The sequence below is a fragment of the Sphingomonas elodea ATCC 31461 genome (assembly GCF_000226955.1).
GTDB lineage: Bacteria > Pseudomonadota > Alphaproteobacteria > Sphingomonadales > Sphingomonadaceae > Sphingomonas > Sphingomonas elodea.
This window is the reverse complement of sequence record NZ_AGFU01000005.1, coordinates 91,844-114,880: the sequence shown is the minus strand read 5'-3', so window position 1 is coordinate 114,880 and position 23,037 is coordinate 91,844. Positions and strand designations below refer to the sequence as shown.

The following is a 23,037-nucleotide window of genomic DNA, read 5'->3' as shown; positions in this document are numbered from 1 at the left end:
TCTCTGTCGAACGTACCAGGGAACCCGTCCTTGATCATGCATGCCGCTACCGCTCGCCCCCGCAGCAACTTCGCGCTGATCTGTTTTTCGCATCTTCGCTGGAACTTCGTTTTCCAGCGACCCCAGCACCTCATGACGCGGTTCGCGCGCAACATGGACGTGCTGTTCTGGGAAGAGCCGATCGAGGACGACAGCCCCACGCCCTGGCTGGAGCTGCGCGACGAAGGGGCGGGCGTTACGGTGGCGGTGCCGCATCTTGCCGCCGCGCTCGTCGGCGAGGCGCGGGCCGAGGTGCTGCGCGCGCTGCTCGATGCGCATGTCGGGGACGTGCCGGAGCGGCTGGTCCGCTGGTACTATACACCGATGATGCTGCCCTTCTCGCGGCATCTGGATGCGGCGTGCACCGTCTATGACTGCATGGACGAGCCCAAGAACTTCCGCTTCACGCCTCCCGAACTGATGCCGCTGGAGCAGGGGCTGTTCGGGCTGGCCGATCTCGTCTTCACCGGCGGCTACAGCCTGTACGAGGCCAAGCGGGCGAGCCATGCCTCGGTGCATCCCCTCCCGTCGAGCGTCGACAGCGCCCATTTCGCGCAGGGCCGCAGGCTGGTGCAGGATGCCGCCGATCAGACCGGCCTGCCGCGCCCGCGTCTCGGCTTCTACGGTGTCATCGACGAGCGGATGGACCTGGAGCTGATCGCGGCCCTGGCCGACGCGCGCGTGGTGATGGTCGGGCCGGTGGTGAAGATCGATCCCGCCGAGCTGCCGCAGCGCCCGAACATCGCGTGGTTGGGGCCCAAGGGCTATACCGAGCTGCCGCTCTATGCCGGCGGCTGGGACGCGGCCTTGATGCCCTTCGCGATCAACGAGGCGACGCGTTTCATCAGTCCCACCAAGACCTCGGAATATCTGGCCGCGGGGCTGCCGGTCGTCTCGACCCCGATCGTCGATGTGATCCGCCATTATGGCGAGGTGGCGGGCGTGTTCGTCGCCGATGGTACGGAAGCCTTTGTCGACGCATGCGACCGGGCGCTGGCGCTGGCGCTGCGCGGGCAGGGCGAGGCATGGCGGTCCGAGGCCGACGCGCTGCTTGCCGAGCAGAGCTGGGATCAGGTCGCCGCGCGGATGCTGGGCCTGATCCTGCAGGTCGCCGAACCGGACAAGCCGCTGCGCAAGCCGGTTCGCAGCACGCGCTTCGACTATCTCGTGGTCGGCGCCGGCTTTGCCGGATCGGTGATGGCCGAGCGGCTGGCCGCCGATGGCGGCAAGCGCGTGCTGGTGATCGACAAGCGGCCGCACATCGCCGGCAACGCGTTCGACCATCGGGACGAGGCAGGCATCCTCATTCACCAATATGGGCCGCATATCTTCCACACCAGCAGCGCGGATGTTTTCGACTATCTGTCGCGCTTCACCGAGTGGCGCCGGTACGAACATCGCGTGCTGGCGGAGGTGCGCGGGCAACTGGTGCCGATCCCGATCAACCGCACGACGCTGAACAAGCTGTTCGGCCTGTCGCTACTACAATATGGATCAGGTGGTCGGGCAGGCGCTCGCCACCTATCGCCGCCATATCGCGGAGGAACGGGCGGCGGAGCCGGTACAGGCCGCGGCGCTGGCGGAGTAGCGGTCCCTTGCTCCCCTCCCGCAGGCGGGAAGGGAGCGAAGATCAGGCTGCCTTCGCTGCGTCGCCCGGCTTGGCGCCGGGCTGTCTGCCGGAGGCGATCTCGATGATCGGCCAGTGGGGCGCCTTGTCGTCCAGCGCGCGCAGCAAGCGGAGGAACTCTACCTCGGTATCGTCGTAGGGGACGTCGCCGACGTCGAAAATGTCATGAAACCACTTGTCCTTCAGGCCCGCCAGGTTCGGGTTTTCCCACGCCGCCCAGGGCAGGCGGGTCTGCGTCTTGCCGCGCATCAGGCCCCAGCAGAAGGCGCCGACATTATGCTCGCGCGCCACCGGCAGGATAGCCTCGAACGTGCTCCCTGCCGGGCGCGCCATGAATTCGGTGCACCATATCGGCCGACCGAAGACCTTGAGCCAGCCGATCCGCCGGGCGAAATCCTCGGCCGTGCCGTAGTTGTGGAACGAGATCACGTCCGACAGTCCGGTCTGCGCCTGCTGCAACGGGGTGAGCAGATCGGGCGACGACCAGTCGCCCAGCCAGATGCCGCTGGTGAGCGGCTGGACCGGGCGCATGCTGCGCGCCCAGGCGAAGGCGTCGACGAGCACCGGCAGGACGAGGTCCGCCTTGGCGTTCAGCGCACCGGCGTCGCACAGCGACACCTCGGGCCCGTTGTCGGGCTCGTTCCAGATGTCCCAGGCGAGCACCCGCCGGTCCTTGCGGAACCGCCCGACCACGCCCTTGATATAGGCCTCCAGACGCTGCCGCTGGGCGGGATCACGCAGCGCGGGGATGCCCGGCGACTGCACCCAGCCCGAATTGTGGACACCCGGCGTCGGCGTCGGCTGGGGGTCCAGCGCCGGATCGGGATGCCAGCAGCTGTCGAACAGCACCAGCATGACCCGGATGCGGAAGCTGTCCGCCACCGCCAGCATGGTATCGATCCGGTCGAGAAAGCCGTCGGGATCCTCGGCCCAGAGCAGATCGTGCAGATAGACGCGCACGGCGTTCATGCCGACATTGGCGGCCAGCGCCAGCTCGGCGCGGATCGCTTCGAGGTCGAACGTGTCCGCCTGCCACATCTCCAACTGGTTGATCGCGTTCGAGGGAGTGAAATTGCAACCCATCACCCAGGGCTGGCGAGCGAACCACGCCGTTGCCTCTGCTTCCGTCCAGCGCCCGACCATGGCCTCACACTCCGTCACCGGCTTTACCGACATCTCGTTCCAACCCTCGATAACAACTTGGTTTTTATAGGCGGAGAAGGGAATTGCGGATGTACCCGCTACGCGCTTCTTCGGAGGGGGCGGGCAAGGGTTTGCGACGAGCGGAGTGCGTCGGCTAATCCATGTTGGGTGCCCCCCCGCCGCATCCCATTGTTCTTGCAGCCTTTGAGGGGCCCGATTCCACCACTTGAACTCTGGGGCGGGGCCGAATGCACCGTCAACCGCGTCGGCGATCGGTTCCGCGATCAGGCCGTGGAAACCGGCCATCACGATCGGCTGGACGATATCGATCGGATCGCCGCGCTCGGCGTGCGTGCGGTTCGGTTTCCGGTGCTGTGGGAGCGGGTGTGCCCCGAGGATCCGGCGGTGTGCGACTGGGCGTGGAGCGACAGCCGACTTGCGCGCCTGCGGGGCCGGGGCATGCGGCCGATCGCGGGGCTGGTCCATCACGGCAGCGGGCCGCGGCGCACCGACCTGCTCGATCCCGACTTCGGCGCGAAGCTGGCCGACTATGCCGCGCGCGTCGCCGAGCGCTATCCCTGGATTGAGGACTGGACGCCGGTCAACGAGCCCCTGACTACCGCGCGGTTCGCGGCGCTCTACGGGCATTGGTACCCGCATGCCCGCATGGAGGGCAGCTTCTGGCGGGCGCTGGTGCACCAGGTGGAAGGCGTGGTCTGCGCGATGCGCGCGGTGCGCGGGGTGCGGCCGGACGCGCGGCTGATCCAGACCGACGATCTCGGCAAGACCTATGGCACGCCGCGCACCGAGGCGCAGCTGGTCCACGACAATCACCGCCGCTGGATGGGTTGGGATCTGCTCTGCGGCCGGGTGATGCCGGGGCATCCGCTATGGGATCGGCTGGCCGGCTTCGGGCTCGCCGCCAAGCTGGAGAGGCTGGCGCAGCATCCGTGTCCGCCGGACCTTATCGGCATCAACCATTATCTCACCAGCGATCGTTTCCTCGACGAGCAGATCGCGAGCTACCCGGCCGCGATGCGCGGCGGCAATGGCCGGATCGCCTATGTCGATACCGAAGCGGTGCGGGTGCTCGACCCTGCGCCGGACGGTCTTGCCACGGCGCTGGCCGAGGCCTGGGCGCGCTATCGCATCCCGCTCGCGGTCACCGAAGTCCATAATGGCTGCACCCGTGAGGAGCAGGTGCGCTGGATGCGCGACGCCTGGGCAGATGCCGAGGCGGCGCGCGCGGCGGGGATCGACGTGCGGGCGGTCACCGCCTGGTCGCTCTTCGGTGCCTCGGGATGGAACACGCTGCTCACCACGCCCGGCGTCTACGAACCCGGGGTGTTCGATCTGCGTGGCGGCGGGCCGCGGCCGACCGCGATGGTCCCGCTGCTGCAGGGACTGGCCAGCGGCGAACCACCTGCCCATCCCGCGATCCAGGGGGAGGGCTGGTGGCGACGCGATCTGCACGCTGGGGCAGGCGCTGGCGCGAACCTGCGCCCTCCGCGACCTGGCTTTCGTGCTGACCGACCGGGCCATGCTCGACCTGAGCGACGGCGCGTCGATCGCGGCGGCGCTCGACGCGCATCGTCCCTGGGCGGTGATCAACGCCGCCGGCTGGGTACGGGTCGACGAGGCCGAGGATGCGGAAAGCGCCTGCTTCGCCGTCAACTGCGTCGGTGCAACCGGACTCGCCATCGCCGCGTCCGCGCGGGGGATCCCCACGGTCAGTTTCTCCAGCGATCTGGTGTTCGACGGAACCCGCGACCGCTCCTACACCGAGGCAGACACCTGCGCGCCGCTCGGGGCCTATGGTCGCAGCAAGGCCGCGATGGAGGCGGCGATCGGCGCGTTGGCGGGGCAGAATCTGATTGTGCGCACGGCGGCCTTCTTCTCTCCCTGGGGCCAGCACAACTTCGCCGTGCATGCGGTGGAGGCGCTGGCGGCGGGCCGGCGCTTTGCCGCGGCCAAGGACCAGATCGTGTCGCCCGCCTATGTACCGGACCTGTGCAATGCGGTGCTCGACGAACGGATCGGCGGGACCGACGGCATCCTGCACGTCGCCAACCAGGGTGCGGTTCACTGGGCGGACTTCGCGGTTGCGGTGGCGGAGGCCTGCGGGCTGCTGGCCGCGCTCGTCGACCCGGTGCCGGGGGCGGTGTTCGGGTGGAAAGCGGCCCGCCCACCCCATGTTCCGCTGGCCAGCCGCTGCATGCCCTCGCTCGAATCGGCGCTGCAGGCCTTTGCCGCGTCTCCGGAAGTGCTGGAGCGGATCGCGCGGGCGGGGCAGTCGGCGAAGGCGTTGCAATCGGCCTGACGCGCCGGCTCCGGAACAGCCCCTCTTGCGCTGCGCTGCCGGAGCGCCGATGTTGGCGCGGGCAATAAACAACCACGAGATCATCCCACATGCATCCGCTTTCCGGTCAGATGACCATCGATCCCGTTACCGGCGCACTCGTTCCCATCGTTATCGAGCAGTCGAGCCGCGGCGAGCGCAGCTTCGACATCTATTCGCGCCTGCTGCGGGAGCGGATCGTGTTCGTGACCGGCCAGGTCGAAGACCATATGGCGTCGCTGATCACCGCCCAGCTGCTGTTCCTTGAATCGGAAAATCCGAAGAAGGACATCTGGATGTATATCAACTCGCCGGGCGGCGTCGTCACGGCGGGCATGGCGATTCATGACACCATGCAGTACATTCGTCCGCGCGTCGGCACGGTGTGCATCGGCCAGGCTGCGTCGATGGGCTCGTTCCTGCTGGCTTCGGGCGAGCCTGGCCTGCGCGTGGCGCTGACCAATGCCCGCATCATGCTCCACCAGCCTTCGGGCGGTGCGCAGGGCATGGCATCGGACATCGAGATTCAGGCCAAGGAAATCCTGCGGATCCGCGCGCGCATGAACGCGCTGTATGCAAAGTACACCGGCCAGCCGATCGAGAAGATCGAGACGACGATGGACCGCGATTCGTTCTTCGAAGCCGAGGAGGCCAAGGCCTTCGGGATCGTCGACGAGGTGTACGAGAAGCGTCCGGTGCCGAGCGAGGATGCGGCAGCGGCAAATTAAGACTATAAGACTATCCTCGACCGCCTGACGATTCCCGGTGCATGGAACGTCAGGCGGGCGGGGCGATTATGGATTGCCGGAACTTCGCCTGCGTGTAGGATAGCAGGCGAGCGTAGCGCGCCAGGGGCGCGAAGGATGGATTGAATGACCAAGCTCAGCGGCGGTGACTCGAAGAGCACGCTCTATTGCTCCTTCTGCGGCAAGAGCCAGCACGAGGTGCGCAAGCTCATCGCCGGCCCGACCGTATTCATCTGCGATGAGTGCGTCGAGCTGTGCAACGACATCATCCGCGAGGAAACCAAGTCCTCGCTGGTGTCCAAGAAGGACGGTGGCGTCCCTTCGCCGCAGGAAATCTGCGACGTGCTCGACGATTATGTCATCGGGCAGAAGAAGGCGAAGCGCGTCCTATCGGTGGCGGTGCACAACCATTACAAGCGGCTCAACCATGGTGCCAAGGGTGCCGATGTCGAGCTCGCCAAGTCGAACATCCTGCTCGTCGGCCCTACCGGCTGCGGCAAGACGCTGCTGGCGCAGACGCTGGCGCGCATCCTCGACGTGCCGTTCACCATGGCCGATGCCACCACGCTCACCGAAGCCGGCTATGTCGGCGAGGACGTGGAGAACATCATCCTCAAGCTGCTTCAGGCCTCGGACTACAATGTCGAGCGGGCGCAGCGCGGCATCGTCTATATCGACGAGATCGACAAGATCAGCCGCAAGGCGGAGAACCCGTCGATCACCCGCGACGTGTCGGGTGAAGGCGTGCAGCAGGCGCTCCTGAAGCTGATGGAAGGGACCACCGCGTCCGTTCCGCCGCAGGGTGGCCGCAAGCATCCGCAGCAGGAATTCCTGCAGGTGGACACGACCAACATCCTGTTCATCTGCGGCGGCGCCTTTTCGGGCCTTGAGAAGATCATCGGCGACCGTCTGCAGGGCAAGTCGATCGGCTTCGGCGCGCATGTCGCCGCACCCGACGAGCGCCGCACCGGCGAGCTGCTCCGCCAGACCGAGCCGGAAGATCTCCTGAAGTTCGGCCTGATCCCCGAATTCGTCGGTCGTCTGCCGGTGATCGCGACGCTCGAAGACCTCGACGTCGAGGCGCTGATCAAGATTCTGACCGAGCCGAAGAACGCCCTGGTCAAGCAGTATCAGAAGCTGTTCGACATGGAGGCGGTCAAGCTCGGCTTCACCGACGACGCGCTCACCGCCGTCTCGAAGAAGGCGATCGAGCGCAAGACCGGTGCCCGCGGCCTCCGCTCGATCCTCGAAGGCATCCTGCTCGATACGATGTTCGACCTGCCCAGCATGGACGGCGTCGACGAGGTCGTGGTCGACAAGGACGTGGTCGAGGGCCGCAAGGAACCGGTGCGCATCTACGCGAAGAAGGAAAAGACCGGCAGCGCCGCCTGATCCGATGGCGCGGCCGATCGCAACCCGTTCGGCCGCGCACGAAGACCGCGCGGGCATCGCTGCGATGCTCGGGCGGGCCTTCGCCGAAGATCCTGTCTTCGCCTATATTTTTCCGGACAAGGAGACGCGGCAGCGCCAGTTGCCGCGTCTTTTTGCATTGCTGGTCGAGTCCGATCTGAAGGGCGGCTATGGTGTGCTGGCGGGTGATGGCGCGGCGGTGACGCTGTGGCGGAATCCCGGGCGGGCGCAGGTCGGCTGGCTGGAGATGATCGCCAGCGCGCCGGGTCTGGTGCGTGCGCTTGGCGGTTCGCTGTTCCGGGCGCTGCGGGCGAGCGGCGCGGTCGAAGCGCATTTTCCGGACGAGCCCTTCCACTATCTCCACATCGCCGGCTGCGATCCGGCCGCGCAGGGGCAGGGGTTGGGCGGCGCCGCGATCCTGGCCGGGCTCGCTGCTGCACCGCAGGGCATCGGCTGCTATCTGGAAACCGCGACCGAGAGCAATCTCGGCCTCTACCAGCGTTATGGTTTTGTCGTGACCGGTAGCTGGCGGGTGCCGGACGGGCCGCCGCTCTGGTCGATGCGACGCGCAGCCGACTGATCACAGGGCTCCGCCGCCGATGCAAGCGGCGGCAGCGCACAGGCAGAGGTGGCAGCTCAGAAGAGCCCGGGTACGAACCGCTTCACGCGGGCGGCATAGGCGTCATACTGCTCGCCGAACCGGGTCCGCAGCAGGCGTTCCTCCTCCTCGACCCGGATCCAGGTGCCGATGGCGAACAGCGGCAGGGCAAGGACCAGCCCGCGCCAATGGCCGAAGGCGACCGCCATCGCCAGCAGCATCGCCAGCAGGCCGGTGTAGATCGGGTGGCGGATCGTCGCGAAGGGACCCCAGGTGACGAGGAGATGATCTGCGCGCGTCCGTGCAGCGAAACTCCAGTTGCTGCCCATCGCCGCGGCTGCGGACAGGAACATGGCGATGCACGTCCCCACGAGCAGCGCCACGGCCACGGCCTCGCCCAACGCTGCCGCGGATCCGGGGTGGAGGATCGGCCGCAACGGGCCCACCGCGACGAGGAAGAAGGCGACACCCTGGATCAGGATGCCGAGCCGCGAACGGCTGCCGATCTGTGCACCGGCTTCGCGGACCCGACCGCGACGCCAGCGCACGAACAGCAGGGCCGCGACGAAGCAGACCAGGCCGAGGAGCAGCATGACCAGGCCCGGGGTTCCCACCGGCGCAGGAGCGACGAGGCCGCTCATCGCTGCTGCATCCAGCGCTGGATGGCGTCCACCGATTCCGACTGGCGCAGGATGTGCGCATCGGGATCGAGGACGACATGCGCGGCTGCCGGCACGGCCAGCGTCGCGCTGCCGCCAGGCATCGCCACCTTCTGCAGCTTGCCGTCGATCGACACGTCGACCGGCAGCGGGAAAGGCTTGGTGGAGGGCGTCTTCCAGCGCAGCGTCAGCGTGTCGCCGCGTCGCTCGCTCACCAGCTCGGGCAGGCCTGCCCCGTAGAGGTAGACATCGAAGAACCATTGCAGGTCCTGACCGGTGACCTGCTTGGCAATCGCTATATACTCGGGGGTGGTGCCGAAGCGCGGCTTGAAGTTGCCGGGCTTGGGATCGGGCCGGCCATAGACGATCCGGCGGGTGATCTCGAAGAACTGCTGGTCCCCGATCAGGTAGCGCAGCGTGTGGAGGACCCAGGCGCCCTTGTAGTAGATGTCCTGGCCGGGACCGCCCTTGTCGTCCTCATACACTTCTTCCTCGGTGCGGATCTTGCCCGAGACGATCGGCGCCTTGTTGCGGATGGCGAGACGATACTGGTCCATCATCGTGGCGTAGCGGGCATCGCCCTCGCGCCATTGGCCGTAGAGCGGCTGCATATACTGGGTATAGCCTTCGTGCAGCCAGTAATCGTCCCAGTTGGCCGCAGTCAGCTGGTTGCCGAACCACTCATGGCCCAGCTCGTGCTGGAAGATCTCGTCGAAGCCCGACGGCGTCTTGCGATAGTTGTTGCCATAGGCGTTGATCGTCTGGTGCTCCATGCCGAGATGCGGCGTCTCGACGACTCCAAGCTTCTCGTCGCCGAAGGGGAACGGCCCGATCATGCTTTCGTAGAAATCGACGGTGGGGGCGAATTCGGCGAACAGACCCTTGGCCTTCTCCTCACGGCCCGGCAGGTACCAATAGTGCAGCGGGATGGTGTTGCCGAAGCGGCTTTTATACTCGGCGGTCAGCTCCTGATAGGGCGCGATATTGAGCGCTACGTCATAGGGATTGGGACTTTTCGCGCGCCAGTGCCAGGTGGTGCGGCCATCGGCGAGCGTCTCCACCCGCAGCAGCTTGCCGTTGGACGGGGCCTTGAGACCGGCCGGCACGGTGATGTGCAGATCGACCAGCGCCGGCTCGCCCTGCGGGAAATCGAGGCAGGGCCAGAACAGATCGCAGCCATAGCCCTCGGCGGTGGTGGCCACCCAGGGCTTCTTCTCGCCGGGCGTTGTCGCCCAGACCAGGCCGTCATCCCAAGGTGCGCGGACCGCTACATGCGGGGTGCCGCCATAGCGGATCTCCGCTGTCACCGTATCGCCGGCCTTGAGCGGGCGGGGCAGGGTGACGGACAGGCGGCCTTCCGGATTGCGCCACTGATCGGGCTGAAGCGGCTTGCCGTCGATCCGGATCGCGCGCACCGGCAGGTTCCGGTCCAGGTCGATCTGCAGGATCGATTGCGGCGCGCTGGTCCGCAGGGTGAGCGTGGCGGTGCCCTGGAGCGTGTAGCGCGACGGGTCTACCTCGATAGCGAGATCGGCATGTTCCAGGCGGAGCGCGGCGCGGGCCGGATCGATCGGCCCGCCCGAGGCCTGCGTCGTCGGCGTGATCGGCGGTTCGCCGCGCTTCTGCGCCTGCGCGCCGCCTGTCATTGCTGCCATCGCAGCCATGACAAGTGCGATCCTCGAAATGTTCAAAGCGACCCCCGAAATGCTTTGTCTCTATGGTGCACCGCCGAATCGACTGACGTCACGCGCTCATGATACCCATGCTGCCCGGGGAAGCGAGGGGGTGGATCGCCCGGCGCCCGCAGGCGTTTTCCACTGCAATCTCGGTTAATGCCCGTACGCGATTGATGCGTTCGTTTCAGGCCCCATATATAAGGGCTATGATGCCCCTGCGTGGGGCGGACCCGGAGTTTTCATGAAGCAGTCCTATCCCGTCCTTCCGCTTCGCGACATCGTCGTCTTCCCGCACATGATCGTGCCGCTGTTCGTCGGTCGCGATAAGTCGGTCGCGGCGCTGGAAGCGGCGATGGCTGCCGACAAGGAGATCTTCCTCGTCGCGCAGCTCGATCCGGCCGAGGACGATCCCGGCCGCGACGATCTCTATGATACCGGCGTTTCTGCCGAAGTGCTGCAGCTCCTCAAGCTGCCCGACGGCACGGTTCGCGTGCTGGTCGCGGGCAAGGAGCGCGGCAGCCTGACCTCGATCGAGGAAACCGGCGCCTATCTCACCGCCCATGTCGAGCCGGTGGAAGAAGGCGACGCGTCGCTTGAAGCCGCACAGGAAGGTGTCGACGAGGCGGTTTCCAAGCTGACGCCTGAAAATCTCAGCCCCGAGCTGAAGGCGCTGATGCGCTCGGTCGTCGACCAGTTCGAGAATTACGCCAAGCTCAATCGCAAGCTGCCGGCCGAGACCGCCGTGCAGCTGGGCGAGCTGGAGGATCCGTCGCGCCTCGCCGATGCGGTCGCCGCCAACATCTCGGTCAAGGTCGCCGACAAGCAGTCGCTGCTGGTCGAAACCGATCCGCAAAAGCGGCTCGAGATGGTGTTCGCCTTCATGGAGGGCGAGTTGGGTGTGCTGCAGGTCGAGAAGAAGATCCGCAGCCGCGTCAAGCGCCAGATGGAGAAGACGCAGCGCGAATATTATCTCAACGAGCAGCTCAAGGCGATCCAGCGCGAGCTGGGCAATGAGGGCGAAGAGGGCGAGGGCGACGAGGTCGCCGAACTTACCCAGAAGATCGCCACGCTCAAGCTTTCCAAGGAAGCGCGCGCGAAGGCGCAGGGCGAGCTGAAGAAGCTCAAGACGATGGCGCCGATGTCGGCCGAGGCCACCGTCGTGCGCAACTATCTCGACGTGCTGCTGGGCCTGCCCTGGGGCAAGAAGTCCAAGCTGAAGAAGGACATCGCCGAGGCGCAGGGTGTGCTCGACCAGGACCATTACGCCCTGGAGAAGGTGAAGGACCGGATCGTCGAATATCTCGCGGTCCAGGCGCGCACCAACAAGCTGAAGGGGCCGATCCTGTGCCTCGTCGGCCCGCCGGGCGTGGGCAAGACCAGCCTGGGCAAGAGCATCGCCAAGGCGACCGGTCGCGAGTTCATCCGACAGTCGCTGGGCGGCGTGCGTGACGAAGCCGAGATCCGCGGCCATCGCCGCACCTATATCGGCTCGCTGCCGGGCAAGATCGTGTCGAACCTCAAAAAGGCCGGCACCGCGAACCCGCTGTTCCTGCTCGACGAGATCGACAAGCTCGGCCAGGACTTCCGCGGCGATCCGGCCTCGGCGCTGCTCGAGGTGCTGGATCCGGAGCAGAACAGCAAGTTCAACGACCATTATCTGGAGATCGACATCGATCTTTCGGACGTGATGTTCGTGTGCACCGCCAACTCGCTCAACCTGCCGCAGCCGCTGCTCGATCGCATGGAGATCATCCGGCTGGAAGGGTACACGGAAGACGAGAAGGTCGAGATCGCCGAGCGCCACCTGATCGCCAAGCAGATTGACGCGCATGGCCTGAAGGAGGGCGAGTTCACGCTTACCAACGAGGGTCTCCGCGACCTGATCCGCTACTACACCCGCGAGGCGGGCGTACGCACGCTGGAGCGCGAGGTCGCGAAGCTCGCCCGCAAGAGCCTGCGCAAGATCCTCGAGGGCAAGGAGACCCAGGTCACCATCACCCCGGAGAATCTCGCGGACTATGCCGGCGTGCGGAAGTTCCGCTTCGGCGTGGGCGAGGAGGAGCACCAGATCGGTGCGGTCACCGGCCTCGCCTGGACCGAGGTGGGCGGCGAGCTGCTGACCATCGAGAGCGTGACCGTGCCCGGCAAGGGCGCGATCAAGACGACCGGCAAGCTCGGCGACGTGATGAAGGAATCGGTGGAAGCCGCGTTCAGCTTCGTTCGCGCGCGCAGCCCGAGCTACGGCATCAAGCCGAGCCTGTTCGCGCGGAAGGACATCCACGTCCACCTGCCCGAAGGCGCGGTGCCGAAGGATGGTCCGTCGGCGGGCATCGGTCTGGTTACCTCGATCGTCTCGACGCTCACCGGCGTGGCGGTCCGCAAGGACGTGGCGATGACCGGCGAAGTGACGCTGCGGGGGCGGGTGCTGCCGATCGGCGGCCTCAAGGAAAAGCTCCTCGCGGCGCTGCGCGGCGGTATCAAGACGGTGCTGATCCCGGAGGAGAATGAGAAAGACCTCGCCGAAATTCCTGCGAACATTCGCGAAGGTCTGGAGATTGTCCCGGTTTCGCACGTCGACGAGGTTTTGCGGCTTGCATTGACCGAGCCGCTTACCGCAATCGACTGGTCGGATGCGGACGAACTCGCTACCCAGCCGCCCGCCGGCGTGCCGGCGATCGGAGATGCTTTGCATCATTGACATTTCGTAACTTTTCTGACGCAATTCCGTCCGAAAGGCTTTGACTCCGGCGGCTCGCCCGTGCTCACTGGCACGTCAAGCGCAGCCGCCGCGACTCATTCGGCTATCCATCATAACCAACGCGGTATCCCGCACGATTTCAGGGGGTTTGCACCAGCATGAACAAGCAAGAGCTGATCGGTCAGGTCGCTGACGTATCGGGCCTGGCCAAGGGTGACGCGATCAAGGCCGTCGAAGCGGTATTCGACGTGATCACCGCGTCGCTCAAGAAGGGGGACGAGGTCCGTCTCGTCGGCTTCGGCACCTTCTCGGTCAGCAAGCGCAAGGCCTCGACCGGCCGCAACCCGCGCACCGGCGAGGAAATGACCATCAAGGCCTCGAACCAGCCCAAGTTCAAGCCGGGCAAGGTGCTGAAGGACTCGGTCAACTAAGCATCAAAAAATTCGGGCGAGGGTGTGAAACGGGGCTGGACAGGCCGCCAACCGCACCGTAAAGGCCCGCTTCCCGTTTCGGCCGACACGGTTTTCACCGCCAGGCCAATGGGCGCGTAGCTCAGTGGTAGAGCACTGTGTTCACACCGCAGGGGTCGCTGGTTCAATCCCAGCCGCGCCCACCATGTAGAGAAGCCCGTCGGACCCCGGTTCGACGGGCTTTTTCGTTGTGCGCTGCAGCAGGGCGCGATAGGCGCTTTACTACACCCGATCGCCGGACCCTACCGATCCCTGCGCCGGGCGTGCAGAGGAGGCGGTTTCGATGTTGTGGGCAGGGGCGACCATCGCGGCGGCGGCATTCCAGGTGGCGCGCAATGCCTTCCAGCGCGGCATGATGGCGTCGAGCGGCCCCTGGGGCGCGACGCTGGTGCGGTTCCTGTTCGGCCTGCCATTCTCGGTCGCGCTGATGCTCCTTGCCCTGCTCGTCGCGGGCCCGGCACAGCTGCATCCCCAGTTCGGCCTGGCCTTTTGGTGGCCTGCGCTGCTGGGCGCCCTGGCGCAGGTGCTGGCCACCGCCGCGCTGCTCCAGGCGATGCACCACGCCGGCTTCGCCGTCGGCACCGCGCTCCAGCAGAGTTCAGTGCCGCTCGCCGCACTCGCCGGGCTGATCGTGTTCGGCGACACGCTGAGCGTGGTCGGGTGGGTGGGCGTGGCGGTGACGACCGCGGGGCTTGCGGTACTGGTCTGGCCGCGGGACGTGGGCGGCCAAGGGCGTCTGCTGCCGGGTGTGGTGTTCGGCACGCTGTCGGGGCTGCTCTTCGGGCTGGCGCTGAACGGCTTCCGTCACGCCGGTCTCGCGCTTGAGCCGCGTCATCCGTTCTTCGCGGCAATGACCAGCGTGACCCTGGTGCAGGCGGTGCAGACGGCAGCGCTGGTGCTGTTTCTGCTGTGGCGGGATCCGGCGGCGCTACGGGCGGTGATCGCCGGCTGGCGAGGGTCGCTGGGGGCAGGGCTGTTCGGGGCGCTGGCCTCGTCGGGATGGTTCTTCGCGCTCAACCTCGCACCGGCCGCCGCGGTGCGGTCGCTCGGCGTTGTCGAGATGCCGATCGCCGCGGTCGCGGGACACCGCCTGTTCCGCGAGGCGCTGAGCGTGCGCCAGGCCATCGCCGGCCTGGCCGTGTGTCTTGGCGTGGTGCTGACGGCAGGCCTGTAGGCGACCGCCGTCCCGCGGCGGTACGGCTGGCGGCGCTGTCTTTTAGCTGTAACGCAAACGTCTCCGATCTGACTTGGACGTCGCATGCGGGCGTCATGTGTCGCGCCTAGCTGCCGGGCTGCGGCCGACGGGGGGAACTGCCGAGTCGATCCCGCACCGAATCGCATTCGCGCACAAGAACCGGCGTCGGCCGGAACGGAGACATTATGGCCAGCTTCAAACGCGTTGCCCTTATTCTAATGACGAGCTGCGCGGGTGCCGCGCTTTCGGCCTGCGACGGCGCGAACGACATCGCTTCGCCGGGTACCGGCGGCAACGTCATCATCAACAATCCCGCGCCGACCCCTGCGCCGACGCCGACGCCGACACCCACGGCGACGCTGGTCACCGCGGCCACCGGCTGCCCGACGATCGCCGACCCCAAGGGGCTGACCGACGACGGCACGATCACCGGCCCGACCGGCACCTGGCGCGTGTGCACGCTGCCCTCGATCGTATCGAGGAGCATCGAACTGCCGAAGATCGCCGGCCTGCTTTATCAGATTAAGGGTCGCGTCGACGTCGGCTGCGACGGCGGCTTCTCGGCGCCGACCAGCGGTGCGCCGCGCGCCAGCTCCACCGTGGGCTGCACCGCCGCCAACGGCTTCAGCCTGAACGGCAGCGGCCAGCTGACCGCGGACACGGGCGTCACGCTGACGATCCAGCCGGGCGTCATCATCTTCGGCGGCACGGGCACCTCCTGGCTGGCAGTCAACCGCGGCAACCGCATCAACGCGACCGGCACCGCCAGCGCGCCGATCATTTTCACCAGCCGTGACAACGTGCTGGGCATCAACAACGATTCGTCCTTCGGCCAATGGGGCGGCGTCGTGCTGCTGGGCCGCGCGCGCATCACGGACTGCAACACCGGCACCACCGCCGCCGGCACGTGCGAGCGCGCAACCGAGGGGTCGGCCGATCCGGCGGTCTTCGGTGGCAACGACGACAGCTACAATGCCGGCACGATGAAGTACGTCCAGATCCGCTATTCGGGCTATGTGCTCGGTGCGGATCGCGAGCTGCAGGCGCTGACCACCGAAGGCACCGGCAGCGGTACCACGCTCGACTATATCCAGAGCCACAACAGCTCGGACGACGGCATGGAGTTCTTCGGCGGGTCGGTGCGCTTCAAGCACTATATCGCCACCGGCGCCGATGATGACAGCCTCGACATCGACACCGGCCTGCAGGGCTTGTTCCAATATGTCCTGCTGATCCAGCGCCCGGGCAAGGGCGATACGCTGATGGAAGTCGACAGCAACGGCAACGAGGGCGACACGCCGCGCCAGAACACCAAGATCGCCAACTTCACGGCGATCCAGAGCCAGCTGAGCAGCGACAACGAAGCCAATGGCCAGGCCTCGATCCTGCTGCGCGGCAATGCGGACCTGACGCTGATCAACGGCCTTGTGATCTCGCCGAACAACGAGTGCCTGCGCATGAACGGCTCCGGCGCGACCCCGGCGACGCTGGTGGCCCGCTCGGTGGCGTTCCAGTGCAATGCCACCAAATATGTCGGCACCGGCACCTACAATGTAGCAGCGGTGACGGCGGCATTTGGCGCGGGCGCGAACAACAACACGGACAGCTTCATCAACACGCTGGCCACCCTGTTCGTGAACGGCACCGCGGAAACCGCGGTGACCGCGACCGACCCGAAGACGCTCGACTCGACCGGCTTCTTCGACACCACCACCTGGATCGGCGCCGTCCGCAACGCGCAGGACACCTGGTACGCCGGCTGGACCTGCAACTCGGGCTATGCCGCGTTCGACAACACGAGCGTGACCAGCCGTTCGTGCACCTCGCTGCCGACCAGCTGAGGCCAAGCCTGACCTGACCGGGGGGCGGGGCGTGGCCATCACGGGCACGCCCCGCCCTTTGCCGATAAAAGAACTAGGGGTTCACGATGACCAAGTCGTTGGGGCTTGCCAGCCTGCTGCTTCTCTCTTCCGCGCTCGTCGCGCCCGCGATCGCTTGCGCCCAGACCGCGCCCGTGCCCTCCGACCCGCAGGCGAGCCCGGCCACCGCCGCCGCTGCCCCGGAGGCGCAGCAGGAGGAGACGCCGGACGTTTCCGTCCCCGGCGAGATCGTCGTGACCGGACGGCGCGTGAACCTCACGCGCGATATCCCGCAGGTCGTCTCGGTGCTGTCCGCCGCCGATATCCAGCGGACGGGCGAGGGCGACATCGCCGGCGCGCTGGGCCGCGTCACCGGCCTCAGCGTGGTCGGCAACGGCTATGTCTTCGTGCGCGGCCTGGGCGATCGCTATTCGCTGGCGCTGCTCAACGGCTCCCCGCTGCCGAGCCCCGAGCCGCTAAAGCGGGTTGTCCCGCTCGACCTGTTCCCGACCAACGTCGTGTCCTCGTCGCTGGTCCAGAAGAGCTTCTCGGTGAACTATCCCGGCGAGTTCGGCGGCGGCGTCATCAACCTCACCACCAATGCCCTGCCCAAGCAGGGCTTCCTTACCGTGAGCGGCGGCATCGGCGGCAACAGCCGTGCGACCGGCCAGCTCGGCTATGTCTATGCCGGCGGCGGGCATGACTGGACCGGCTTCGACGACGGCAGCCGCGCCATCGCCCCCGCGCTCCAGGCCTATTTCGACAGCGGGGCGCGGCTGAGCTCCGGCACGGTCGATGGCGGGGCGATCGCCAAGCAGCTGGTCAACGGCAGGAACGCGCTGCTCCAGCGGAACCTCAACCTGCCGCCCAACTGGTCGACGAGCCTGTCCGCCGGCAAGTCATGGGACGTGGGCGACACCACGGTCGGCGTGATCGCCACCGCGGGCTACAGCAACAAGTGGAACGTGCGCGACGCGGTTCAGCAATACTCGATCACCCAGGACCTGTCGGTGCTGGAAAGCGATTTCCGCCGCGTGCTGACCGACAATCGCGTGGTGCTGAACGGGCTGGTCGGCCTCGGCTTCGAGTTCGGCGACAACAAGCTGCGCTGGACCAACGTGTACATTCGCGACACGCTGAAGAACACCCGGCTCGGCATCGGCAAGCGCGGCGGCAACGAGATTTCCGAGTTCCAGCAGCAGGATACCCGCTGGTTCGAGCGCCAGCTGGTCGATACGCAGCTGGTCGGCGAGTTCAAGCTGACCCCGACGCTGAGCCTCGATCTGCGCGGCAGCTACGCCAATTCCAAGCGCAAGTCGCCGAGCGAGCTGTTCTTCGAATATATTCGCACCAACGTCGATGCCGATCCCTATGGGAAGTTCTTCATCAATCGTCTCAACAACGGCAATGGCGGTGACGCGACGGTCAGCTATTCGGACCTCAACGAGAATCTCTACTCGGCCGGTGCGGACCTGACCTTCAAGCCGATCCCCGATCTGAGCCTGTCGGCCGGCTACAGCTACCTCAAGACCAAGCGGTTCAGCGCGCGCCGTGATTTCCAGTTCAGCGCGCCCAGCAGCTTCCCCAACGGGGTGGCGATGCTGCGGCCGGACCTGCTGCTCGGCAGCGCGATCATCGACTATTACAAGATCGCGCTGGTCGAGACCAACGAGGGCAATCCGGCGTTCAACGCCGCGCTGCGCAACCATGCCGGCTACGGCCGTGCGGTCTATCAGATCACGCCCAAGCTCTCGATCGACACCGGCCTGCGCTACGAGACGGCAAAGGAGACGGTGACCCCCGCGCAGGTGTTCAAGACCCCGGGCGCCAGCACGGCGGGCACCAATCTCGACAACAACTACTGGCTGCCGGCGGCGACGCTGACCTGGCAGTTCGAGCCGAAGATGCAGTTCCGCCTCAACGCCTCGAAGACGATCGCGCGTCCGCAGTTCCGCGAGCTGATCTACCAGTTCTATTTCGATCCCGAGACCAACCGCCAGTATCAGGGCAACCCGCTGCTGCAGGACAGCACCCTGTACAATGGCGAAGGCCGGTTCGAATGGTATATCGGCAACGACCAGCGCGTGTCGGCGGCAGCCTTCTACAAGCGGATCAACAAGCCGATCGAGACCTTCATCACCGGCAGCGACGTGCTGGTGACCAGCTTCGCCAATGCGCCCAAGGCCAATCTCTACGGCGCCGAACTGGAAGCGCAGAAGACGTTCGGGCTTGCCGACTGGCTGGGCGGCGCGTTCTTCACCGATCGCAGTCTGCTGGTGATCGCCAACTACACCTTCACCAAATCCAAGCTGCAGGTGAAGCAGGGCGACCGCACCGCGGTCTATGCCGCCTCCTCGACCAACGCGACCGACTATTTCCGCGACGGCGCCTCGCTCACCGGCCAGTCGGACCATCTGGTCAACCTGCAGCTCGGCATGGAGAAGGACGGGCTGCTCTCGCAGCAGACCTTCATCCTGTCCTATGCCAGCAAGCGCGTGACCAGCCGCGGCCTCGCCAACCAGAGCCAGCCTGACGTGTACGAATATCCGGGGTTCAACCTGGACTTCGTCGCGCGCCAGGGGGTGATGGTGGCCGGCCACCAGCTCGACCTGAAGCTGGAGGCGCGCAACCTGACGGGGCGCCTCTACAAGGAACTGCAGTCGAACGGCACGCGCACCGTGGTGTATAATCGTTATTCGCCGGGGACGACGGTGCAGCTGTCGCTCTCGACGACCTTCTGACGAAAAGGAAAGGCGAGGGGCCCGCCGCCGCACCGCCGGCGGACGGGCGCCCCGCTCACCAGCCCCAGGGCCGTTCGCGGAACCACTGGGTGATGACGTATTTGCACCCGGCGCGGACCTTCATCGCATGGTGGATGGTCGCGGGGTTTACGGTACCGTCGGGGCGAAGGTTGTTCCAGGCGAGCAGCTTGCCCGCCTCGGGCTGGACGATCTTGTCGATCGCCTTGAAGCGGGTGGCGCCGCCGGCCTCCACCTCGTTGAGATAGAGCATCACCGTCCAGGTGCGCTGACCGGCGACGCTGCAATATTTGTCGAAATCGACGCTGCCGGGATCGAAATAGTCGGTGTGCGCCTTGAACTCCTGGCCCACCGCGTAGCGCTGTCCCTGCATCGGCTCCGCATGATCGGGGTCGAGGCCGATCAATTCCAGGATGCGCGCCTTGAGGTCGATCGCCAGCGGATCCTCCGCCGCCAGGTCGCAGGTCTCGCTGGTGCGGAAGGCATAGTCGTCGCCGGCATTGGCGAGCGTGGAGGGGCGCCGATGTTCGTCGATTCGCGCCATCAGTGCCGCGCACTGCCCGGAATCGAGGAAATTGCGCGCCATGAACAAGGCGACCTTGGGGCTCGGCACCTTCTGGATGCCAGGATAGTCGAGAATGCGCTCGACAACGGGCTCGGAGGGGTGGCCGCTGCCGAGATGGGGGAGGGATACTGGCTGCATGGCGTGCTTGTGCCAAAGCTCGCCGGCTCTCGCCAGCATGACCCGTAACGGTCATGAAAATGCAGCCGATCTGTCATCAAGGGTGCGTAGCGCTGGGCGGCCCAACAGGGGGGACGAGGCGTGCAGATTGAGGCCGAACGGCATGTGAAGGGGCGGGCGGCGTCGCCATCGGCTCCGGCGGGGCTGCTGGACGCGCTGCTCGGCGACGCCGCGGCGGGCCAGGCCACCCATATCCATATCGAGACCGGACCGGCGGGAGCCGCGATCGCGCTGCGGGTTGCGGGGCGGATCCAGGCCCATCGCGCGCTGCCGCCGGAGCAGGGCGCGGCACTGGTGCAGGAGATCGGCGTGCGCGCCGGGGTGGCGCTGCCACCCGCCCAACCGGCGCGGGGCGAGCTGCGCTGGGGCAAGGAGCAGCTGTCGGCTGCGCTGCTGCCGATCCTGGGGGGGGTGCGCGTGGTGCTGCAGCGTACGCCGGACCGCACCGAGCATCGCGAGCTCGAGGCGCTCGGCATGCGGGCGGCGCTGGCGCAGGAGGTGCGCGCGGCATTGGCGCATACCGGGCTGGTCCTGGTCGCCGCGCCGCCGGGGCACGGCCGCAGCAGGACGCTGCGCACCCTGTTGGGGCTCGCCGCACATTCCGGCCGCCCCGGTCTGGCGGTGGTGCGGGCGGACGCGGACGGGGTGCCGGGCGTGGCCTGGCTGCGGGCCGGCGAGATCGGTGCGGCCGAAGCGCTTCGGGCCGGCGCGGTGCAGGACGTGGACGTGCTGCTGCTCGATTCGCTGGAGGATCGCGCGGCGGCGGCAGCGGCAGCGGACGCGGCGGCCAACGGGCGGCTGGTGCTCGCCGGGATCGAGGCGAGCGATGCCATCGCCGCGATCCAGCAGATGCGCAGCTGGCGGGTGGAGGCGTTCCAGCTCGCCTCCACGCTGTCGCTGGTGCTGGGCCAGCGGCTGGTGCGACGCCTGTGCGCATCGTGCCGCGAGCCCGTGCAGGCGACCGGCTCGGTCTCGGCGCTCCTCGGCTTCGATCCCGGTGCGATCGTCTATGCCGCGGTCGGCTGCGCGGTCTGCGACGGTAGCGGCTTTGCCGGGCGGACCGGGGTGTTCGAGGCGATTCGCGGCGACGCGACGATTCGGCGGCTGGTCAACGATGGCGGCGACGCGGCGATTCTCGCGCGCCACGCCTTCGTCACCATGCCCAATCTGGGCTCCGCCGCCCGTGCGCTTGCCCGCACCGGGGTGACGACGCCGGAGGAGGCTGTTAGAATTTCCCGCGGATGACGCGTAAGGATCTTGCGCTCCGCTTCGGAGCCCGCTAAGCGCGCACTCCTTCACGGCGACCATAGCTCAATTGGTTAGAGCGCTGGTTTGTGGTACCAGAGGTTGCGGGTTCAATTCCCGTTGGTCGCCCCACTTTCCCCCTTCATCACAGCGCGGATCCATCCATGATCACCGACTGGGGCTTTCCAGATTTCGACGACCACGAGGGCGTTCACCTCTTCTCGGATCGGGCATCGGGCCTTAGCGCGATCATCGCCGTCCACTCGACGGCCCTGGGCGCCGCTGCCGGCGGCGTGCGCTTCTGGCATTATGCCGATCACCGCGCCGCGATCACCGATGCGCTCCGCCTCTCGCGCGGCATGAGCTACAAGAACGCCATGGCCGATCTGCCGATGGGCGGCGGCAAGGGCGTGATCCTCGCGGACAAGCCGGGCGCGGAAGTGACCCAGGCGCAGCTGGAAGCCTTTGGCCGCGCGGTCGAATCGCTGAACGGCCGCTATGTGACGGCCGAGGATGTCGGCATGTCCGAGGCCCGCATGAAGGTCGTCGCGACCCAGACCAAGCACGTCTCCGGCCTGCCGGTGGCGGCGGGCAGCGCGGGCGGCGATCCGGGCCCGGTGACGGCGCGCGGCGTCTATCTCGGCGTCAAGGCAGCGGCGAAGCGCGGCCTCGGCGTCGACTCGATGGCCGGCGTTCGTGTCGCGATCCAGGGCGTCGGTTCGGTCGGCGGCGGGCTTGCCCGGCTGCTGGCGGCAGACGGCGCCAAGCTGATCCTGGCCGATGTGAGCGTGGACCGCGCCAAGGCACTTGCGGCCGAACTGGGCGCCGAGGCGATCGACGCCGATGCGATCCTGACCCACGAGGCGGACATTCTCAGCCCCTGCGCGCTGGGTGCGATCCTCACCGAACAGTCGATCGAGGCGCTGAAGGTGCGCGTCGTCGCCGGTGGTGCGAACAACCAGCTCGCCACGCGCGAGGACGGCCACCGCCTGCACGCGCGCGGCATCGTCTATGCGCCGGATTACGTGATCAACGCCGGCGGCATCATCAACGTGGCGCTCGAATATCTGGGGCAGGGTGACCGCTCCGAGGTGGACGCCCGGGTCGAGAAGATCCCGGTGCGCCTCAACCAGGTGTGGGACGAAAGCGCCGCGACCGGCGATCCCTCGAGCGAAGTCGCCGACCGGATCGCCCAGCGCCTGATCGGCCGCTAATCCAAGGACCCTCCCCATCGCGGGGAGGGTCTTTTGCTATCAGAGCCACCCCGCCGTCTGCGCCGCGAGCCACAGGCCGATCGCGACGAACAGCATTGCCGCGATGCGGTGCACGGTGGTCAGCGGCACCCGCTCGATCACCGCCTTGCCGAGGAACACCGCCGGGACATTGGCGAGCATCATCCCCAGCGTCGTGCCCGCCGTTACCGGCAGCACCGCATGGAAGCGCGCGCCGAGCGCGACCGTGGCGACCTGGGTCTTGTCGCCCATCTCGACCAGGAAGAAGGCGATCGCGGTGGTGAGGAACGCGCCGAACCGGGCGGGCCTGGGCGCTTCGTCTTCGTCGAGCTTGTCCGGGATCAGCGTCCACAGCCCCATCGCGACGAACGAGACGGCGATCGCGTAGCGGAACCACGGGCTGTCGAGCAGCCCGGCGACTTCGGCACCGACCAGCGCGGCGAGGAAATGGTTGGCGATCGTCGCGGCGAAGATGCCGCAGATGATCGGCACCGGCTTTTTGAAGCGGGTGGCGAGCAGAATGGCCAGCAGCTGGGTCTTGTCGCCGATTTCAGCGAGCGCGACCACCGCGGTGGAGGTGAGCAGGGCTTCCAAGAAATTC

Annotated in this window: 19 protein-coding genes and 2 tRNA genes; 14 read left to right on the top strand and 7 right to left on the bottom strand. The window is 66.9% G+C overall.

Going from position 1 to position 23,037, the window contains the following annotated elements:
- The first annotated feature begins 132 nt into the window (after positions 1-132).
- Positions 133-1,734: an NAD(P)-binding protein gene (locus KK7_RS19965; RefSeq protein ID WP_237709112.1), complete on the top strand. Its 1,602-nt coding sequence runs from the start codon at positions 133-135 to the stop codon at positions 1,732-1,734.
- On the opposite strand, the gene KK7_RS19960 is transcribed toward KK7_RS19965, so the two are convergent.
- The 3 genes from KK7_RS19960 to KK7_RS23865 form a co-directional block, all read right to left on the bottom strand.
- On the bottom strand, positions 1,670-2,809 hold the full coding sequence (locus KK7_RS19960; RefSeq protein WP_010543023.1) for a cellulase family glycosylhydrolase: 1,140 nt from the start codon (positions 2,807-2,809) through the stop codon (positions 1,670-1,672). The two genes, KK7_RS19965 and KK7_RS19960, sit on opposite strands and share 65 nt — an antisense overlap.
- A gap of 888 nt (positions 2,810-3,697) precedes the next feature.
- The gene (locus tag KK7_RS23870) at positions 3,698-3,985 is read right to left on the bottom strand and encodes a hypothetical protein (RefSeq protein ID WP_474753598.1); all 288 of its coding nucleotides are present in this window, start codon (positions 3,983-3,985) and stop codon (positions 3,698-3,700) included.
- Entirely contained in the window at positions 3,952-4,128 is a 177-nt protein-coding gene (locus tag KK7_RS23865) for a hypothetical protein (protein WP_474753597.1), read from the bottom strand. Before KK7_RS23865 ends, KK7_RS23870 begins: the two co-directional genes overlap by 34 nt.
- 203 nt (positions 4,129-4,331) lie before the next feature.
- On the opposite strand from KK7_RS23865, the gene KK7_RS23320 reads away from it, so the two are divergent.
- The 4 genes from KK7_RS23320 to KK7_RS0102255 all read left to right on the top strand — a co-directional run bounded on the left by KK7_RS23320 (position 4,332) and on the right by KK7_RS0102255 (position 7,883).
- Complete coding sequence (locus KK7_RS23320; RefSeq protein ID WP_029622669.1) at positions 4,332-5,129, top strand: SDR family oxidoreductase; 798 nt, start codon at positions 4,332-4,334, stop codon at positions 5,127-5,129.
- Between the two features lie 89 nt (positions 5,130-5,218).
- On the top strand, positions 5,219-5,875 hold the full coding sequence (locus tag KK7_RS0102265; protein ID WP_010543021.1) for an ATP-dependent Clp protease proteolytic subunit: 657 nt from the start codon (positions 5,219-5,221) through the stop codon (positions 5,873-5,875).
- Positions 5,876-6,019: 144 nt separating this feature from the next.
- Positions 6,020-7,285: an ATP-dependent Clp protease ATP-binding subunit ClpX gene (gene clpX, locus KK7_RS0102260; RefSeq protein WP_010543020.1), complete on the top strand. Its 1,266-nt coding sequence runs from the start codon at positions 6,020-6,022 to the stop codon at positions 7,283-7,285.
- Positions 7,286-7,289: 4 nt separating this feature from the next.
- The gene (locus tag KK7_RS0102255) at positions 7,290-7,883 is read left to right on the top strand and encodes a GNAT family N-acetyltransferase (RefSeq protein WP_010543019.1); all 594 of its coding nucleotides are present in this window, start codon (positions 7,290-7,292) and stop codon (positions 7,881-7,883) included.
- A 56-nt stretch (positions 7,884-7,939) separates the two neighbouring features.
- Here the strand turns inward: KK7_RS0102255 and KK7_RS0102250 are convergent, their stop codons facing one another.
- Both KK7_RS0102250 and KK7_RS0102245 read right to left on the bottom strand, forming a co-directional pair.
- Positions 7,940-8,542, bottom strand: coding sequence for a methyltransferase family protein (locus KK7_RS0102250; protein ID WP_010543018.1), 603 nt, complete (start codon positions 8,540-8,542; stop codon positions 7,940-7,942).
- Positions 8,539-10,224 carry a M1 family metallopeptidase gene (locus KK7_RS0102245; protein ID WP_010543017.1) on the bottom strand — a complete coding sequence of 562 codons (1,686 nt, stop codon included), beginning with the start codon at positions 10,222-10,224 and terminating at the stop codon, positions 8,539-8,541. Before KK7_RS0102245 ends, KK7_RS0102250 begins: the two co-directional genes overlap by 4 nt.
- A gap of 253 nt (positions 10,225-10,477) precedes the next feature.
- Between KK7_RS0102245 and lon the strand changes: the two genes are divergently transcribed.
- The 6 genes from lon to KK7_RS0102215 all read left to right on the top strand — a co-directional run bounded on the left by lon (position 10,478) and on the right by KK7_RS0102215 (position 19,199).
- Positions 10,478-12,934: an endopeptidase La gene (gene lon / locus KK7_RS0102240; protein WP_010543016.1), complete on the top strand. Its 2,457-nt coding sequence runs from the start codon at positions 10,478-10,480 to the stop codon at positions 12,932-12,934.
- Between the two features lie 158 nt (positions 12,935-13,092).
- Positions 13,093-13,365 carry an HU family DNA-binding protein gene (locus KK7_RS0102235; RefSeq protein ID WP_010543015.1) on the top strand — a complete coding sequence of 91 codons (273 nt, stop codon included), beginning with the start codon at positions 13,093-13,095 and terminating at the stop codon, positions 13,363-13,365.
- 110 nt (positions 13,366-13,475) lie between these two features.
- Positions 13,476-13,550, top strand: a tRNA-Val gene (locus KK7_RS0102230).
- A 137-nt stretch (positions 13,551-13,687) separates the two neighbouring features.
- Positions 13,688-14,578 carry a DMT family transporter gene (locus KK7_RS0102225; RefSeq protein WP_010543014.1) on the top strand — a complete coding sequence of 297 codons (891 nt, stop codon included), beginning with the start codon at positions 13,688-13,690 and terminating at the stop codon, positions 14,576-14,578.
- A 206-nt stretch (positions 14,579-14,784) separates the two neighbouring features.
- Complete coding sequence (locus KK7_RS0102220; RefSeq protein ID WP_010543013.1) at positions 14,785-16,440, top strand: hypothetical protein; 1,656 nt, start codon at positions 14,785-14,787, stop codon at positions 16,438-16,440.
- 86 nt (positions 16,441-16,526) lie between these two features.
- Positions 16,527-19,199, top strand: coding sequence for a TonB-dependent receptor domain-containing protein (locus KK7_RS0102215; RefSeq protein WP_010543012.1), 2,673 nt, complete (start codon positions 16,527-16,529; stop codon positions 19,197-19,199).
- A 55-nt stretch (positions 19,200-19,254) separates the two neighbouring features.
- Here KK7_RS0102215 and KK7_RS0102210 read toward each other — a convergent pair whose 3' ends face one another.
- Positions 19,255-19,920 (bottom strand): prolyl hydroxylase family protein, encoded by a 666-nt coding sequence (locus tag KK7_RS0102210; protein WP_010543011.1) that lies wholly within the window; start codon positions 19,918-19,920, stop codon positions 19,255-19,257.
- Between the two features lie 120 nt (positions 19,921-20,040).
- Here KK7_RS0102210 and KK7_RS0102205 point away from each other — a divergent pair, with 120 nt between their 5' ends.
- From KK7_RS0102205 to KK7_RS0102195, 3 genes are all read left to right on the top strand, one after another.
- Positions 20,041-21,204 (top strand): ATPase, T2SS/T4P/T4SS family, encoded by a 1,164-nt coding sequence (locus tag KK7_RS0102205; protein ID WP_010543010.1) that lies wholly within the window; start codon positions 20,041-20,043, stop codon positions 21,202-21,204.
- A 55-nt stretch (positions 21,205-21,259) separates the two neighbouring features.
- Positions 21,260-21,336 (top strand) — tRNA-His (locus KK7_RS0102200).
- Between the two features lie 32 nt (positions 21,337-21,368).
- Entirely contained in the window at positions 21,369-22,418 is a 1,050-nt protein-coding gene (locus KK7_RS0102195; protein ID WP_010543009.1) for a Glu/Leu/Phe/Val family dehydrogenase, read from the top strand.
- A gap of 39 nt (positions 22,419-22,457) precedes the next feature.
- Here the strand turns inward: KK7_RS0102195 and KK7_RS0102190 are convergent, their stop codons facing one another.
- A complete protein-coding gene (locus KK7_RS0102190) occupies positions 22,458-23,030 on the bottom strand; it encodes a TMEM165/GDT1 family protein (RefSeq protein ID WP_010543008.1) in 573 nt (190 codons plus the stop codon).
- Positions 23,031-23,037: the final 7 nt, after the last annotated feature.

Bases quoted from the DNA above. Each gene is read 5' to 3' on its own strand.
- KK7_RS0102250 (WP_010543018.1), bottom strand. From the start codon at position 8,542: ATGAGCGGCCTCGTCGCTCCTGCGCCGGTGGGAACCCCGGGCCTGGTC.
- KK7_RS0102210 (WP_010543011.1), bottom strand. From the start codon at position 19,920: ATGCAGCCAGTATCCCTCCCCCATCTCGGCAGCGGCCACCCCTCCGAG.
- KK7_RS23870 (WP_474753598.1), bottom strand. From the start codon at position 3,985: ATGGACTTCGGTGACCGCGAGCGGGATGCGATAGCGCGCCCAGGCCTC.
- KK7_RS0102215 (WP_010543012.1), top strand. From the start codon at position 16,527: ATGACCAAGTCGTTGGGGCTTGCCAGCCTGCTGCTTCTCTCTTCCGCG.
- clpX (WP_010543020.1), top strand. From the start codon at position 6,020: ATGACCAAGCTCAGCGGCGGTGACTCGAAGAGCACGCTCTATTGCTCC.
- KK7_RS0102195 (WP_010543009.1), top strand. From the start codon at position 21,369: ATGATCACCGACTGGGGCTTTCCAGATTTCGACGACCACGAGGGCGTT.
- lon (WP_010543016.1), top strand. From the start codon at position 10,478: ATGAAGCAGTCCTATCCCGTCCTTCCGCTTCGCGACATCGTCGTCTTC.
- KK7_RS19965 (WP_237709112.1), top strand. From the start codon at position 133: ATGACGCGGTTCGCGCGCAACATGGACGTGCTGTTCTGGGAAGAGCCG.
- KK7_RS19960 (WP_010543023.1), bottom strand. From the start codon at position 2,809: ATGGTCGGGCGCTGGACGGAAGCAGAGGCAACGGCGTGGTTCGCTCGC.
- KK7_RS0102255 (WP_010543019.1), top strand. From the start codon at position 7,290: ATGGCGCGGCCGATCGCAACCCGTTCGGCCGCGCACGAAGACCGCGCG.
- KK7_RS0102220 (WP_010543013.1), top strand. From the start codon at position 14,785: ATGGCCAGCTTCAAACGCGTTGCCCTTATTCTAATGACGAGCTGCGCG.
- KK7_RS0102245 (WP_010543017.1), bottom strand. From the start codon at position 10,224: ATGGCTGCGATGGCAGCAATGACAGGCGGCGCGCAGGCGCAGAAGCGC.
- KK7_RS0102265 (WP_010543021.1), top strand. From the start codon at position 5,219: ATGCATCCGCTTTCCGGTCAGATGACCATCGATCCCGTTACCGGCGCA.
- KK7_RS0102225 (WP_010543014.1), top strand. From the start codon at position 13,688: ATGTTGTGGGCAGGGGCGACCATCGCGGCGGCGGCATTCCAGGTGGCG.
- KK7_RS0102235 (WP_010543015.1), top strand. From the start codon at position 13,093: ATGAACAAGCAAGAGCTGATCGGTCAGGTCGCTGACGTATCGGGCCTG.